Genomic DNA, 14,408 nt, shown 5'->3' with positions numbered 1-14,408 from the left:
GGCAGAAGTCCGGTACCAGCGGACACCCACCCCAACATTCGCGCCCGCAAGTCCGGCCTCCCCGGCTCCCTCTGGGCAGAAGTCCGGTACCAGCGGACACCCACCCCAACATTCGCGCCCGCGAGTCCGGCCTACTCGGCTCCTCCGGACCGGGTCTCCGTGATCTCGGGGGCGGGGTTGCGGCCGGCGTGGCCGTACGCGGTGAGGGCGAGGGCGGCGAGCATGGTCGCGGCGGCGGTGAAGAAGACGGCGTTGATGCCGGTGACGATGGCGGTGGGGGACTGGGCGGGGGTGAGGCCTGGGGGGAGGTGGGCGGTGGTGACGCGGTCGAGGATGATGCCGAAGACGGCGGAGCCCAGGGAGATGCCGAGGGTCTGGACGAAGCGGATGGTGGTGGTGGCCACGCCGAGGCGGTTGAGGGGGACGGAGTTCTGGACGAGCAGGATGATGATGCCGAGGACCTGGCCGAAGCCCGCGCCGAGCAGGGCCAGGTCGAGGTCGAGGAGCCAAAGCGAGGTGTCCTGGCGCAGGAAGCCGAGCAGGATCATGGCCAGGGTGGAGAAGCCAAGCCCGGCCAGGAGGAAGGTGCGCGGCGCCGCTCCCCTGGCGATCGCGCGGCCGGAGATCAGGCCGGTCAGGGCCATTCCGGCGGCCATCGGGATCAGGTAGAGGCCGGACTCGGCGGCGGGCACGTCCCGGGCGGCCCGCAGGTAGATGATGGCGAACAGGATCGAGCCGATCATCGCGAAGCTGCTCAGGAACTGCACCGGCACGGTGATCCGCATGACCGGGTGGCGGAACAGGTCGAGCGGCACGATCGGTTCGGCGGTGGTGAACTCGCGCCGGACGAAGGCGACCGCGAGTGCCAGCGTGGCCGCGCCGAGGGCCAGGATCGTGGGCGAGGTCCAGGCGTGCTCGTCGCCGCCCCACTCGGTGACCAGGAGCAGGCCCGACGCGGCCGCCGCGAAGATCGCCGCGCCCGGGTAGTCGATGCGGTGGCGGAGGCCGCCGTCGGACAGGCGCAGCGTGGTCGCCGACAGCAGGACGAGCAGCCCGAGCGGCAGGTTGGCCAGGAAGATCCACCGCCAGCCGAAGTGATCGGCCAGCAGCCCGCCCAGCAGCGGACCCGCCACCAGGCCGAGACCGGCCATCACGCCGCCGGCGCCGCCCGCGCTGGCCCGCTGCTCGGCCGGGACGAGATGCGCGAACACCACCAGCGTGACGCTCATCAATCCGCCGCCACCCAGGCCCTGCACCGCGCGGGCGGCGATGAGCCAGGTCATGTCCCCCGCCACCCCGCACAGCACGGATCCGGCCAGGAACAGCGCGACCGCGCCCATGTAGACGAGCTTGCTGCCGTACACGTCGCAGAGTTTCCCGTACAGCGGGAGGGCGACCGTGGCGGCCAGCGCATACGCGGTGACCAGCCAGGGCAGGCGCTCGATGCCGTGCGCCGGGTCGAGATCGCTGACGATCGACCAGGCCGCGGTGGACACGATGTTCTGATCGAGGATGGCCAGCACCAGCGTGAGCAGGCACCCCGCCATCGCAAGTCTCTTCTGCGTCTCAGTCATAGTACATAGACTGAGTCAAAGTTTATATTGAGTCAATATTTAGATCCGTTGTTACGCCCACACATGGGCCCGCGTGAACAAGAGAAGCTCCAGACCAGGCACAAGGCGGCGCGCTTCCCTGAACCGGGGGTTCGCCTCCGTCTCCGTTGCCGAAGTCGCCGCCGCCAGGTCTCCAAGCGGCAATACCTTGCCGAGAAGTTCGAGGACTTGCGATAAACGAATCAAGCTTGCGATTTTCGCAAGCTCGACTAGACTCCGACGTGTGGCGCCTACTCGTGAGACTCTCGCCGGACGCATCCGTGACGCCGTAGCCAGAAAAGGAATGACACAGCAAGAGCTGGCGCAGCGGGTGAACCTCGATCCAACCGCTCTGTCGAAGGCGCTCTCCGGGAAGCGGGACTTCAAATCCCTGGAGCTAGCTCTGATCGCCGAGGCGCTGGACGTTCGGACGCAAGATCTGCTGGCCAACGATCCCGTGCCGGAGGTGACACTCGCCGCCCGGCGTCAAACGGGTGCCAATCCGGTCATGGAGTCCGCACTTCGCCAGGTCGACGAGATTCTCGATCTGAATCGGCTGCTGTCCGACCTGGGCTATGAATCCCCCGCGACCGACATCGCGGGCGCCGTAGGCGATGAGCCGCCCTACGTCCAGGGAGAACGACTCGCGAACTGGCTACGGGAGAAGATCGGGCTGCCCGAGGAGGACCTCCCGTACGAGATCTTCAACTTCGCCAAGCTCCTCGAATCAGAACTGGGCATCGATATCGCGTTCATTCCGCTGGAGCCCGGCCTGGACGGCCTGAGCATCTCGTGCGGTCAATTCAAGCTCGCACTGGTGAACAGCAAATCGTCCGCCACCCGCCAGCGGTTCACCCTCGCCCACGAACTCGGTCACCTCGTCGCCGGGGACGCGTCGCAACTCAGGATCGACGAGAACGTCCTGGGCGGAAAATCTCCCGGCGAGCAGCGAGCCAACGCTTTCGCCGCCGCGTTCCTCATGCCCGAGCGTTCACTGCGGACATCGGTCCCAAAGGGCTATATCTCCGAGGCCAACGTCGCGGACTTGCTCACGCGCTACGCGGTCAGCCTCGATGCCCTCGCCTACAGGCTGCACAATCGCGATCTCATCTCCGCCGAAACCAGAGACCGCATCCGCTCGATGTCATCGAGCCAGATCTCGCTCCGCCAGGGCCGATCCACCGACCTCCAGACGAGAAACTACCGAAGAGCCCCCGGCAACCTCCTGTTCCGCACTATGGAGGCCTACGTCGCGGGCCAGATCAGCATCAGACCCCTGTCCACGCTGCTCGACGTGGACCCCTACCTGCTACTCGAAGAGCTCTCCCCCACGACCGACCCGGACATGATCCTGTGAACGCCAAGGCAGGAGATGCCTTCTTCGACGCCAACACCCTCCAGAACTTCGCAGTCGTCGACCGCCTTGACCTTTTGAAGGCGCACTACGGCGCCCGCATCCGCTGGACCGAGACGGTCCGCTTCGAGGTCCAGCGCGGAATCCGAGCGGAGCCGCGGCTGCAAAGGATTCTGGACGCGGAATGGCTCGGCGACCCAATCGAGATAAGTGGAGACCCGGCGACTCTAAGCTCGATTGAATTTATCCGCCGTGGCCTTGGCGGCAATTCCGTCCAGCAACTCCAACACCTCGGTGAGGCCGAAATAATCTACTACCTCGAAAAAGTCGAACCCGGAGGGTTCTTCGTCACCGATGACCGCCCCGCTGCGGATTTTGCCCATCGACGTGGAATCACGGTAATCGACACCCCTGGCGTGCTCTCCGAATGTCACTCCTACGGCGAGATCGGTTGCCCCGATGCCTACGTCCTCCTCCAGGCGATGGCCGACAACGACCGGGGCGTCCGCGTTCCCGCGGATCACCGTGCGATTTGTCCATGACAAGAGCGGTCCTCAAACTTAGATCGAGTCAATATTTAGACCCGTTGATAGGCTCGCGGCATGGGCCTGCGTGAACAGAAGAAGCTCCAGACCAGGCATGCCATCCATGAGGCGGCGCTTGCGCTGTTTCTGGAGCGGGGGTTCGACGCCGTGTCCGTCGCCGAGGTGGCCGCGGCCGCCCAGGTCTCCAAGATGACCGTCTTCAACTACTTCCCGACCAAGGAAGACCTCGTGCTCGCCCCCATGGAAGAGCAGATGAACGCGGACGCCGCCGAGATCCTCGGGGAACGGCGGCCCGGTGAGTCGATCGTCGCCGCCTCCCGCCGGGCGTTCCTGGAACGCCTGGAGCGGCGCAGTCCCGACACCGGTCTCGATGACGGCCAGATGCTCCAGGACCTGCTGTATCTCGTCCGGAACACCCCGTCCCTGATGTCCCGGCTGTACATGATCCAGGTCTTCGCCGAGGAGCGGCTGGCCCAGCTGCTGGAGGCTGAGGCTCCGGGCGACCCGCGCGCGCCCATCGTGGCCAGTCAGCTGACCGCCCTCTGGCGTCGCCTGCAGGTGATGAACACCCGCAGGCTCGTCGCCGGGGAGGCGGCCGACGACGTCTACCCCGACGCCGTCGCCACCGCCAACGTGGGCTTCGATCTCCTGGAGACCGGTTTCGGCACCTACCTGACGCGCGCCGACCCTTGACGCCTTATTCTGTACCGCCGACCCGTGAAGGCGCGCCCGCGTCCGGGCTGAGGGACGCGGGGAGTGCGGTGACCGGAGAGACGAGGGAAGACACAGGCTGAACGCCAACACAGAGAGGGCGATCGATGGAGGTCACGCTTCGGCCGGTCAGGGTGAGCGATCTGGACATCTTCGACCGGGAACGCACCACTCCGGAGGGCACCGGGGAGTTCCAGTGGTTCGGGCACCGGAGCTCGCATGGCCTGCGCCGGGAGTTCGCCGAGAACGGCCTGCTCGGGCATGATTCCGGGCGTCTCACGATCGAGGCCGACGGGCAGCAGGCCGGGTGGGTGGCCTGGTGGATGAACTCCTGGGGCCCGGACGCGACCTCCTGGTGCTGGACCATCGGCATCTGCGTCTTCGCCGACTTCCGCGGCAAGGGCGCCGGGTCGGAGGCGCAGCGGCAGCTCGTCGCCTACCTGTTCGCGCACACCAGGGCCGAGCGCGTGCAGTCCTTCACCGACGCGGGCAACTTCGCCGAGCAGCGCGCGCTGGAGAAGGCGGGCTTCACCCGGGAGGGCACGCTGCGCCGCGCCCAGTGGCGGGGCGGCCGCTGGCACGATCAGATCTTGTTCTCCGCGATCCGCCCTTAACCGGGGCAGGATGGCCGTATGACAACAGGACCCCTGTATCACGGCACCGGGCCGGGAACCATCACGCCGGACGGCTGCGCCGTCGACTACTACGCGACCCTCAAGCCGCGCGGCGAACCCGAGCTGATCCACGGCGCGGTGCCCGCCGGGGCCCGGATCCTGGAGCTGGGCGCGGGCACCGGGCGGGTGACGCACGGGCTGCTGGCGCTCGGCCACGAGGTGGTCGCGGTGGACGAATCGCCGGAGATGCTGGGACATATCACAGGGGCCACGACGGTCGTGTCCTCGATCCAGGGTCTCGCCCTCGCCGAGGTCTTCGACGTCGTGCTGCTGATGTCGTACGTGATCGAGACGGCCGACGACGACCTGCGCGCCGCGTTCCTGCGCACCTGCCGGCGGCACGTGGCCGACGGCGGGAGCGTGATCCTGCAGCGGCAGCCGCCGGAATGGTACGACACGGTCACCCTGACGGAACGGGTCGCCGGCGAGGGCCACACGGTCGCGGTGACCGACATCCAGCGCCCGGGACCCGGCCTGCTCGGCATGACCATGCGCTACACGCTGGGCGACCGCACCTGGACCCACTACTACCTCAGCAAGCGCCTGGAGGACGACTTCCTGGAGGAGTCGCTGAACGCGGCGGGGCTGACCATCTCGGGTTTCCTCACTCCCGATCGCGGCTGGGTCCGCGCGGTCCCCGCCTGACGGCCGCCGCGATCAGCAGGTACGGCACCGCCGCCAGCGTGAACAGCAGCCATGGTTGCGCCCACACCGAGCCCAGGGCGTACCCGGCGAAGGCCAGCACGGCGAACACCTCCGCGCCCAGGCCGGACATGGAGGTGACCGTGGCCCGGGAGCGGTCGGTGAGGTCGTCCTGCAGGTCGGCCTCCAGCGCGGCGGTGGCCCATTCCACGATGCCGTACGCGGCGGCGACCAGAGCGAACCCCAGCGGCGTGCGCCAGGCGGCGCCGGCGGCGAGCAGCAGGGCGGCGGTGGCCACGCCGAGGGCGGTCCAGCGGGCGCCCTGGCCAGCGAGCCAGCCGCCCGCGGTGGCCGTGGCGAACAGCATCAGCATCAGCCAGGGCACTCCGGCGGCGCCGACGCCGGTGGCCGCGGCCAGCAGCGGGAGGTACTCGTCGAGGGCGGTGACGCCCATGATGACCGCGACCAGGATCAGGCTGTGCCGGAGCCTGGGCGAGGCGCGCACCTCGCCCAGGCCCGACCGCAGGACGGCGGCGTAACTCTCGCGATCCTCCGGCTGGGTACGGGATTCCGGCAGCGTCCTGGCCAGGGCGGCGGCGATCAGGCAGGCGGCCACGCTGGCGACGCCGACGGCGAGGTAGCCGCCGGCGGCCAGGACCGGGGCGGCCAGCGCGGTGGCGATCGCTCCCCCGCCGTTGCCGATGGCGTCCTGGCGGCCGATGACCTTCGCGTAGGAGTCCTCGGCGTCCAGCTTGACGAGTTCCTCGTAGACCAGGGCCTGCAGGGTGCCGGAGGAGGCGGCCGTGCCCGCGCCCCAGAGCACGAAGCCGATCGCGAAGGCGGCGTACCCCGGGAAGAAGGTCCACAGCGCGAAACCGGCGCCGGTCAGCACGGGTGCGGCGATCAGCATGGTCCGGCGGGAGAACACGTCGGCCCACACGCCGGAGGGGATCTCCAGCGCGAACGCCGTCACCGACCAGATGGCGAACAGCGAGGAGATCTGCGCGGGCGACAACCCGGCGTCGGTGAACAGGACCGCATACACCGGGTAGAGCAGGACGAAGTCCTCAAAAAACGCGTAGGCGTAGAGCCTGCGCGTGAACCGTGCCTCAGGTGAGGATCAATGTCGCCACGTCATGCCCTCACCCTAGCGTGGCCCCGGCACGCCCCGAAACTGGAATGGAGCGCTCTCCCGCCCCGGCACCACGAACCAGCACTCCCCGGTTCCGTCGCTTTCGAGCACCCGCAGGAACGTCTCGACGACGTCGGACACGGGGAGGATCGGAAAGCCCAGCTCCGACAGCAGCGCCCGGTGCTCGCCGATGATCGCGGTGTCGGCGAACGACGGGCACAACGCCTGCACCCGGACCCCGGCCGGAGCCAGCTGCCCGGCCAGCGACCGCACCAGGCCGACCACGGCGTGCTTGTTGGCCGCGTAGATCGGATCGGCTTCCACCCCGACGATCCCCGCCATGCTGGCCGTGGCCACGATCGTCCCGCCGGACGCGGTCAGCGCGGGCAGCGCCGCGTGCACGCCGAACACGACCCCGTCCAGGTTGACGCCCATCGCGCGGCGGTACTTCGCCAGGTCGAAGTCCTCCCCCAGACCGCAGCCCGAGGTCACGCCCGCGTTGAGAAAGGCCAGATCAAGGCCCCCGTAGGTGGACAGGGCGGCGGCGACGGCCGCCTCGTTGTCGGCGAGCGCGGAGACGTCGCAGCGCACGTACAACGCGCCGATGTCGGCGGCGAGCTCCTGGCCGGCCGCGTCGTCCACGTCGGCGAGGACGATCTTCGCGCCGTCGGCGGCCAGCCGCCGCGCCACGGCCGCGCCGATGCCGTTGGCGCCGCCGGTGATGAGCGCGATCACAGCGGCACCTCGCCGGTCGCGGTGTTCACGAAGCCGACGTCCCTTCCGAGGGTTTCCTGGCCCGCAGCCAGTTCAGCTGTTCGCGCTCCTGGAAAGCACCGCCGCCCTCATGGTCGTTGAAGGGGTATTCGACGATGCTCTTGTCGGCCCCCGCGTAGGAGTTGAAGGCCGCGTAGACGGTGGACGGCGGGCAGACCATGTCCATCAACCCCACCGAGAACAGCGCGGGCGCGGCGGCCCGCCGCGCGAAGGACACCCCGTCGAAGTACGACAACGTCCGCATCACCGCCTCCACCTTGTCCCGCTGAACAGTCAAATATCGCACTATTTCGGGATAAGGGTCTTTGGGGGTGATCTCGATGGCGCGCCGGAAGTCGCACAGGAACGGCACGTCCGGCATGGCCGCGGCCACATCCGGCACCAGCCCGGACACCGCGATCGTGATGCCGCCGCCCTGGCTCACCCCGGTCACGGCCACCCGCTCCGGATCCACCCGCGGATGCGCGCGCGCCGCCTCCACCGCCCGGACCGCGTCCGCGAACACCCGCCGGTAGTAATACGTCTCCGGATCCTCGATCCCCCGCGTCATGAACCCGGGATGCGCCGGCGCCGATCCGGCCGGATCCGGCGTGTGCCCGACCGACCAGCCGCTCCCCTGCCCGCGGGTGTCCATGAACAGGTGCGCGTATCCGGCGTTCGCCCAGTAGAGCCACTGGTGCGGCAGGCCGCGCCCGCCCCCGTACCCCTGGAACTGCACCACGCACGGCAGCGGCCCCGGACGCCCGGCCGGCACCAGGAACCAGCCGCGCACCGGCTCCCCCGCCCAGCCCGCGAACGTCACGTCGAACACCTCGACGAGCTCAAGCCCGATGTCCACGGGTTCGAAGACCGGCGCGAGGGCGTGCCCCCGCGTCTCGGCCAGGGTGGCGGACCAGAAGTCGTCGAAGTCCGCCGGCTCCGCGACGGCGGGGGTGTAACGGCGCAGGTCGGCGACCGGAAGATCAAAGAGCGGCATGACGGCATCCTCTCAGCCGCCCCCCGGGAAAGGTCAATGGTCAGCTGCCCAGCGCCGCCGACACCACGGTGCGGGCCTCCTCCTGGACCTGGGCCAGATGGCCGGGGCCGAGGAAAGATTCAGCGTAGATCTTGTAGACGTCCTCGGTGCCGGACGGCCGGGCGGCGAACCAGGCGGACTCGGTGACGACCTTGAGGCCGCCGAGCGGGGCGCCGTTGCCGGGGGCCGCGGTGAGCACCTCCACGATCGGCTCGCCCGCCAGCGTGTCGGCGGTCACCTGCCCGGCCGACAGCCCCGCCAGCACGGCCTTCTCCTCGCGGGTGGCGGGGGCGTCCACCCGGGCGTAGGCGGGGTCGCCGTAGCGGGAGGCCAGGCCCTGGTAGATCACGCTCGGGGTGGCGCCGGTGACGGCGGTGATCTCGGCCGCGAGCAGGGCCAGGATCAGGCCGTCCTTGTCGGTGGTCCACACCGAGCCGTCCTTGCGCAGGAACGACGCGCCCGCGCTCTCCTCGCCGCCGAAGCCGATCGAGCCGTCGAGCAGGCCGGGGACGAACCATTTGAAGCCGACGGGCACCTCGACCAGGCGGCGGCCGAGGCCCGCCACGACGCGGTCGATCATGCTGCTGCTGACCATGGTCTTGCCGACGCCGGTGCCGGCGCTCCAGCCGGGGCGGTTGCCGTACAGGTAGGAGATGGCGACGGCGAGGTAGTGGTTGGGGTTCATCAGGCCGCCGTCGGGGGTGACGATGCCGTGCCGGTCGCTGTCGGCGTCGTTGCCGGTGGACAGGTCGTACGCGTTCCGGTTCGCGATCAGGGACGCCATCGCGTAGGGCGAGGAGCAGTCCATCCGGATCTTGCCGTCCCAGTCCAGCGTCATGAACCGCCAGGCCGGGTCGACCAGCGGGTTGACCACGGTGAGGTCGAGCCGGTGCCGGTCGGCGATCTCCCCCCAGTAGGCCACGCTCGCGCCGCCCAGCGGGTCGGCCCCGATCCGCACCCCGGCGTTCCTGATCGCGTTCAGGTCCACGACCGAGCCGAGATCCGCCACGTACGCGGCGAGGAAGTCGTGCCGCCCGGTCGTGTCGGCGCGCAACGCCCGCTCGTACGGAATGCGGTCCACCTCCTTCAACCCGCCCGCGATGAGCACGTTGGCCCGATCCTGGATCCAGGAGGTGGCCTCGGACCCGGCCGGTCCGCCGTCCGGCGGGTTGTACTTGAAGCCGCCGTCCACGGGCGGGTTGTGCGAGGGGGTCACCACGACGCCGTCGGCCAGCCCGGTGGTCCTGCCCCGGTTGTAGGTGAGGATGGCGTGCGACACGGCGGGCGTCGGCGTGTAGCCGTCCCTGCTGTCGATCAGCACCCGGACGCCGTTGGCGGCGAAAACCTCCAGCGCCGACACCTGGGCGGGCTCGGACAGCGCGTGCGTGTCGGCACCCAGATAGAGCGGCCCGTCCACGCCCCGCGCGGCCCGGTACTCACAGATGGCCTGGCTGGTGGCGAGGATGTGGTCCTCGTTGAACGCGGTGTTCAGCGCCGAACCCCGATGCCCCGAGGTGCCGAACGCGACCCGCTGTCCCGGCTGGCCCGGATCGGGGTGCAGCGCGTAGTACGCGGTGACGAGCCGGGCGATGTCGGCGAGGTCGGACGGCTGGGCGGGCTGTCCCGCTCGCTCATGCACCATGGCTGCTCACACTCCCACGATTCCTGGTCAGACCGGACACACGCCAAGTCTGCCAAACACACGATCATCGTTGGCGACTGGTCCGGCTCATCCAGTTGTGTCACGCTTAGGAATAGTGGGGTAAACCAATGACGACAGGGAACCGTCAATCTGACTGAACTCTTCGAGTGCCGCCCTACCAGGCTCCCCTTCAGCGATCGGCGAGGCAATGTCACAGCAACAACATGAGCAGGAAGTCCACCACGGCACGGTGTTCATTCCCGCCACCCGCCTGCCCGTCACCTACGCCCCGGCGCCGCGCCGGGACGTTCCCAAGAGCCTCTACATCCTGCTGGGCATCCTGACCACGTTCGTGGTCGGCCTCGCGGTCGTCGTGGCCCTGCTGCTGATCCCGCAGCAGGCCCCATGGCGGTCCACCTCCGTGACCACCCCGTCCTCATCACCCTGATCAAGATCACCAAGATCATACGAAGCCTGGAGGCTCGGCTGAGCGGGCGGGGACCACGCCCAGCCGAATCCGGCCCTAGATCGGAATAAGTGGATTTCAGTGGATTTCTTCGCTCCCGAGTACGGTGGACCGTCCGGGAAGTCACCCGGGGACTCGCCCGAACGGCTGCTGGCCCAGGCCACCGCCGCCACCCGGGCCGGTGACATGGGCACAGCCCTCGACCTGCTCCAGCGCGCCACCTGGCTGGCGCCGCACGGCTCGGCGCTGCTGGTGCACTGCCTGGCCTGGACCCGCCTGGCGCGGATCGGCCGCTACGCGCAGTGGCCGGACGGCTGCGGCGCGGTGACGCCGGAAATGGAGGCCCGCGAACCCTGGCCGGAGACCTCCCGGCTGGACGAGGAACGGCTGAGCCGCGCCTACCAGGCGGCGACCCGGGGGAACGCCGCGAACCTCAGCCTGGACCTCAACGCCGGGGTGATCCTCAGGGTCGCGGCCGACCTGCCGGCCGCCCAGTCCACGCTGCGCTCCGCGGTGACCGCGGGCAGCACCCCGGAGGACCTGAACGAGCTGCTGGAGGTCGTCACCGGCCGGCTGTCCGGGCTGCGCGGCACGCTGGCCGATCCCGGCCTGAATCCGGTGGCCGCGCTGGTCTGCCGGGCGATGGCCACCCTGTGCCACGAGGCCGGGATGGACGAGCGCGCGGCGGAGCTGCTCGCCGAGGCCGAACAGCGGTGCGCGGGCGACCCGCACGGCTACGCGCTGGCCCTGCTGATGCGCGGCGACTGGGCGGCGGCGATCCGCACCTCGCCGCTGCTGCTGGACCACTGGCCGGTGCTCAGCCTCGGCGCGCGCACCGGCCACGCCGAGGCCCGGGTGCTGCCCGGCCGCCAGATCAGGCCCGACCTGGCCGAGCGGGCGTACGCGGCGGCGGAACGCGTCCTGGGCGACGCGGCCGAGGATGAGATAGTCGCGCAGCGCCTGCTGGCCGCGCTGAAGCTGCGCCGCGCCTACCTGGCCCGGCTCGCGGGGGACGGCGCGGCGACGGTGGCGCTGGCCACCGAGGCGGAGAAGATGGCCTGCGAGGCCGGGGACCAGCGGCTGCGCTGGACCGCGTGGACGCACCTGGCGCTGGCCGCGATCGCGGCGGGCGAGCCGTTCGACCCGGCCGAGGGCATCGGTGAGCTGGCCATCTGGGCGCACGGCCCGGGCAGCCTGAGCCTGGCGGAGGGGCTGGGCGCGCTCTGCTCCCAGGAGGGCCACCACGCCGCCCGCGCCGGGCACTACCAGCGCGCGGCGTGCTGCCACCGGCTGGCCAGGCGGATCCACGGCGCGCTCGGGTTCGCGGGCAACGAGGCGCAGTCGGTCACCGACCTGGGCATGCTCCGGCTGTCGGTCGGGGACCGGGCCGGGGCGCAGGTGTCGCTGGCGGAGGCGGCGGCCCTGTTCGAGGCCGACATCCGCCGCCGCCCGGCGCTGGCGCTGCGGGAGAGCGTCCGGCTGGTCGACATCCTCCTGGAGCACCTGCGCCTGCTGAACACGACCGGCGGCGACCCGGACGCGCTGCGGCGCACGGCGGACCGGATCAGGTCGGCCATGGCCAGGCTGCCCCTGCTGAACGACGACCCGGAACCCGCCGATCTGGAGGACGAGGACGACGACACCCTCGCCCCCAACCTGGACGAACTGCTCGAAGCGTGGCTGCTGGTCAAGAACGCGGGGGACGCGCTGGAGGCCGCCGAGGTGCACGTCCCCGCGTCCCGGGCGGCGGCCGCGCTGGCCCGCGGCCAGGCGCGGGAGGCGAGCCTGCTCTTCACCGAGGCGATGCGCGCCGCGGACCGCGCCGACCCCGAGCGCCGCGACCTGCACCGGGCCCACGTGCTGGGCCGGCGGCGGGAATGGGCGCGGGCGGCGGCGGCCTACCGGGCGCACCGCGCCTACCGCGCTCATCAGGCCGGCCGGGCGGCCGCTTTCGGGATGCCGGACCTGATCGAGCCGGGCGCGGACACGCTCGTCCGGGCCGGGGAGCACGAGCTGGCCGCGGCGACTTTCCTGAGCTACCGCGCCTACGCCGACGCCGAGATCGAGTTGCGGGCGCTGCGCGGCCTGCTGGGCGAGGACTGGTGGCGGCGCTCGCTGGAACCGTGGACCGCGCTGGAGATCGAGGGCGAGACCGCGCGCGGCCTGGCCGCCGAGACCCGCGCCGCGGGCCGGGGTCCTGGGGTGGGCTACGGCCGGGCGGTGGGCTTCTACCGCGAGGCGCTGCGATCCATCGAGGTGGTGCGGGGCGAGGCGGCTCGCCGAGCGCCCGCCGACCCGCGCGTGGTGTCCCGGATCCAGTTCGGCGCGGCGCACTGCCTGCTGCAGGCCGCCGAGGCGGCCAGGTCCGAGGACGCGGCCAGGGCGGACGCGCTGGCCGCGGAGGCGTTCGCGGTGGGAGAGCGCTCCCGGGACCGCGCCTTCCTGGACCTGCTGGAAGCGCGGCGGGCCACCGGCGAGGCGGAGATCCCGGCCCTGGCGGGCTGGCGGGCCGCCAACGCCGAGGTGGCGCTGCCGCAGCACCTGGCGGCGACCCGGCTGGCCGGGGGCGAGCCGCCGGACCCGCGGCTGGCCGAGCGGTCGGCGCGGGCCGAACAGCGGCTGGCCGCTCTGGAAAAGGAGCTGGCCCGGGACTATCCCGCGATGTGGCGAGAGCTGGACACCCGGGCGGAGCCGCTCGGCGCCGAGGCCGTAGCCCGGCTGCTGCCGGAGGGCACGCTCCTGGTCAGCTACCTCCTGCGGGAAGATCGGCTGCTGGTCTGGGCGATCGGCGACTCCGGCCCGCTGGTATCCCGGGTGCTGGACGTGGACGGCGTGGCGGGCCTGGTCCGCGCGGTCAGGAACGCGTGCGCCAACGGCGGCGACCCGGATGGACCGGCCCGGGAGCTGGCCGCGGTCCTGCTCGCGCCGGTGCACGAGGCCCTGGTGACCCACCGGGACGTACTCGTGGTGCCGTCGGGGGCGCTGCACTCGCTGCCGTTCGGCGTGCTGCCGTGGCGCGGAGCGCCACTCGCCGCCCAGCGCACGCTCTCCGTGCTGCCCGGCGCGGGAGCGCTCCCGTTCCTGCGTCCTGTACTGCCGAAGGCCCTGGCCGAGGGGTGCCTGCTCGCCGTGGGCGATCCCGCCTTCATGCGTGCCCCCGGGGCGGCGGGAGAGCCCGGCCGGCACGCCCGCAGGCTGCCTGCCAGCGGCCTGGAGGCCGGGATGATCGCGCGGCAGTTCCCCGGCGAAGGGGAGGCGCTGCTCGGCGACGCGGCCACCAAGGACGCGGTGCTGGCGGCTGGGGCGTCGGTGCTGCATCTGGCCACCCACGCATGGCTGGACGAGTCGAGCCCGCTGTCGTCAGCGGTCCTGTTCGCCGACGGGCAGGCGCTGCAGTTGGCCGAGTTGGCCGGGGCCGCGCTCGGGGCGGATCTGGTGGTGCTGAGCGCCTGCCGTACGGGGCAGGGCGGGGTTTCGCCGGGGGACGACGTGCGGGGGCTGATCAGCGGGGTGCTGGCGACGGGGGCGAGGGCGGCCGTGATCACGTTGTGGCCGGTGCACGACCTGGCGACGGCGTTGTTCATGACCGACTTCCACCGGCGGCTGCGCACGGCGGGCTCCGTGCCGGAGGCGCTCCGGCGCACCCAGGAGGTGTTCCGGCGGCGCAGCCCAGCCCAGCATCAGCGCGCGGTCATGCGGCTGCTGGCGGCGTCCGGGGACGCGGACGGACGGCTGGCCGACGCCCGCGCCGCCCTGGCGGCCAAGAACGCGGAGTACTGGAGCTGGCTGGACACGGCGAGCCATCCGCGGACCTGGGCGGCTTTCGTGGCGGTTGCCGCCCGGCGGAGTGATAGCTGACTA

At 71.0% G+C, this 14,408-nt stretch carries 11 protein-coding genes and 1 pseudogene; 7 read left to right on the top strand and 5 right to left on the bottom strand.

All coding sequences use genetic code 11. From position 1 onward, the window contains the following. Positions 1–131: 131 nt before the first annotated feature. Positions 132–1,574 carry an MFS transporter gene (locus Amac_RS49525; RefSeq protein ID WP_155361386.1) on the bottom strand — a complete coding sequence of 481 codons (1,443 nt, stop codon included), beginning with the start codon at positions 1,572–1,574 and terminating at the stop codon, positions 132–134. Positions 1,575–1,647: 73 nt separating this feature from the next. Between Amac_RS49525 and Amac_RS49520 the strand changes: the two genes are divergently transcribed. The 5 genes and pseudogenes from Amac_RS49520 to Amac_RS49500 all read left to right on the top strand — a co-directional run bounded on the left by Amac_RS49520 (position 1,648) and on the right by Amac_RS49500 (position 5,521). Continuing rightward, positions 1,648–2,949 (top strand): helix-turn-helix domain-containing protein, encoded by a 1,302-nt coding sequence (locus Amac_RS49520; RefSeq protein WP_307729859.1) that lies wholly within the window; start codon positions 1,648–1,650, stop codon positions 2,947–2,949. Beyond that, entirely contained in the window at positions 2,946–3,488 is a 543-nt protein-coding gene (locus tag Amac_RS49515; protein ID WP_155361384.1) for a PIN domain-containing protein, read from the top strand. The genes Amac_RS49520 and Amac_RS49515 overlap by 4 nt, the downstream gene beginning before the upstream one ends. A gap of 60 nt (positions 3,489–3,548) precedes the next feature. After that, a pseudogene (locus Amac_RS58450) lies at positions 3,549–3,716 on the top strand (TetR family transcriptional regulator); the annotation flags it as partial. Positions 3,717–4,309: 593 nt separating this feature from the next. Continuing rightward, on the top strand, positions 4,310–4,816 hold the full coding sequence (locus Amac_RS49505) for a GNAT family N-acetyltransferase (protein WP_155361382.1): 507 nt from the start codon (positions 4,310–4,312) through the stop codon (positions 4,814–4,816). Between the two features lie 18 nt (positions 4,817–4,834). Beyond that, on the top strand, positions 4,835–5,521 hold the full coding sequence (locus Amac_RS49500; RefSeq protein WP_155361381.1) for a class I SAM-dependent methyltransferase: 687 nt from the start codon (positions 4,835–4,837) through the stop codon (positions 5,519–5,521). Here Amac_RS49500 and Amac_RS49495 read toward each other — a convergent pair. The 4 genes from Amac_RS49495 to pgm all read right to left on the bottom strand — a co-directional run bounded on the left by Amac_RS49495 (position 5,481) and on the right by pgm (position 10,081). Continuing rightward, positions 5,481–6,575 (bottom strand): MFS transporter, encoded by a 1,095-nt coding sequence (locus tag Amac_RS49495; RefSeq protein WP_344448850.1) that lies wholly within the window; start codon positions 6,573–6,575, stop codon positions 5,481–5,483. The two genes, Amac_RS49500 and Amac_RS49495, sit on opposite strands and share 41 nt — an antisense overlap. Positions 6,576–6,665: 90 nt before the next feature. Further along, the gene (locus tag Amac_RS49490; RefSeq protein WP_155361379.1) at positions 6,666–7,385 is read right to left on the bottom strand and encodes an SDR family oxidoreductase; all 720 of its coding nucleotides are present in this window, start codon (positions 7,383–7,385) and stop codon (positions 6,666–6,668) included. A gap of 25 nt (positions 7,386–7,410) precedes the next feature. Beyond that, entirely contained in the window at positions 7,411–8,400 is a 990-nt protein-coding gene (locus Amac_RS49485) for an acetylxylan esterase (protein ID WP_155361378.1), read from the bottom strand. 40 nt (positions 8,401–8,440) lie between these two features. Beyond that, a complete protein-coding gene (gene pgm / locus Amac_RS49480; RefSeq protein ID WP_155361377.1) occupies positions 8,441–10,081 on the bottom strand; it encodes a phosphoglucomutase (alpha-D-glucose-1,6-bisphosphate-dependent) in 1,641 nt (546 codons plus the stop codon). A 208-nt stretch (positions 10,082–10,289) separates the two neighbouring features. Between pgm and Amac_RS49475 the strand changes: the two genes are divergently transcribed. Together Amac_RS49475 and Amac_RS57620 are read left to right on the top strand one after the other, a co-directional pair. Further along, positions 10,290–10,529, top strand: coding sequence for a hypothetical protein (locus tag Amac_RS49475; protein WP_155361376.1), 240 nt, complete (start codon positions 10,290–10,292; stop codon positions 10,527–10,529). A gap of 99 nt (positions 10,530–10,628) precedes the next feature. Then, positions 10,629–14,405 carry a CHAT domain-containing protein gene (locus Amac_RS57620; RefSeq protein WP_155361375.1) on the top strand — a complete coding sequence of 1,259 codons (3,777 nt, stop codon included), beginning with the start codon at positions 10,629–10,631 and terminating at the stop codon, positions 14,403–14,405. Positions 14,406–14,408 lie beyond the last annotated feature (3 nt).

The sequence above is a fragment of the Acrocarpospora macrocephala genome, assembly GCF_009687865.1.
GTDB classification, from domain to species: Bacteria; Actinomycetota; Actinomycetes; order Streptosporangiales; family Streptosporangiaceae; genus Acrocarpospora; species Acrocarpospora macrocephala.
This window is presented reverse-complemented; position numbering and strand designations above follow the sequence as displayed.

Coding starts and splice junctions, on each gene's coding strand:
- Amac_RS49525 (WP_155361386.1), bottom strand. CDS start 1,574: ATGACTGAGACGCAGAAGAGACTTGCGATGGCGGGGTGCCTGCTCACG.
- Amac_RS49505 (WP_155361382.1), top strand. CDS start 4,310: ATGGAGGTCACGCTTCGGCCGGTCAGGGTGAGCGATCTGGACATCTTC.
- Amac_RS49500 (WP_155361381.1), top strand. CDS start 4,835: ATGACAACAGGACCCCTGTATCACGGCACCGGGCCGGGAACCATCACG.
- Amac_RS49485 (WP_155361378.1), bottom strand. CDS start 8,400: ATGCCGCTCTTTGATCTTCCGGTCGCCGACCTGCGCCGTTACACCCCC.
- pgm (WP_155361377.1), bottom strand. CDS start 10,081: ATGGTGCATGAGCGAGCGGGACAGCCCGCCCAGCCGTCCGACCTCGCC.
- Amac_RS49475 (WP_155361376.1), top strand. CDS start 10,290: ATGTCACAGCAACAACATGAGCAGGAAGTCCACCACGGCACGGTGTTC.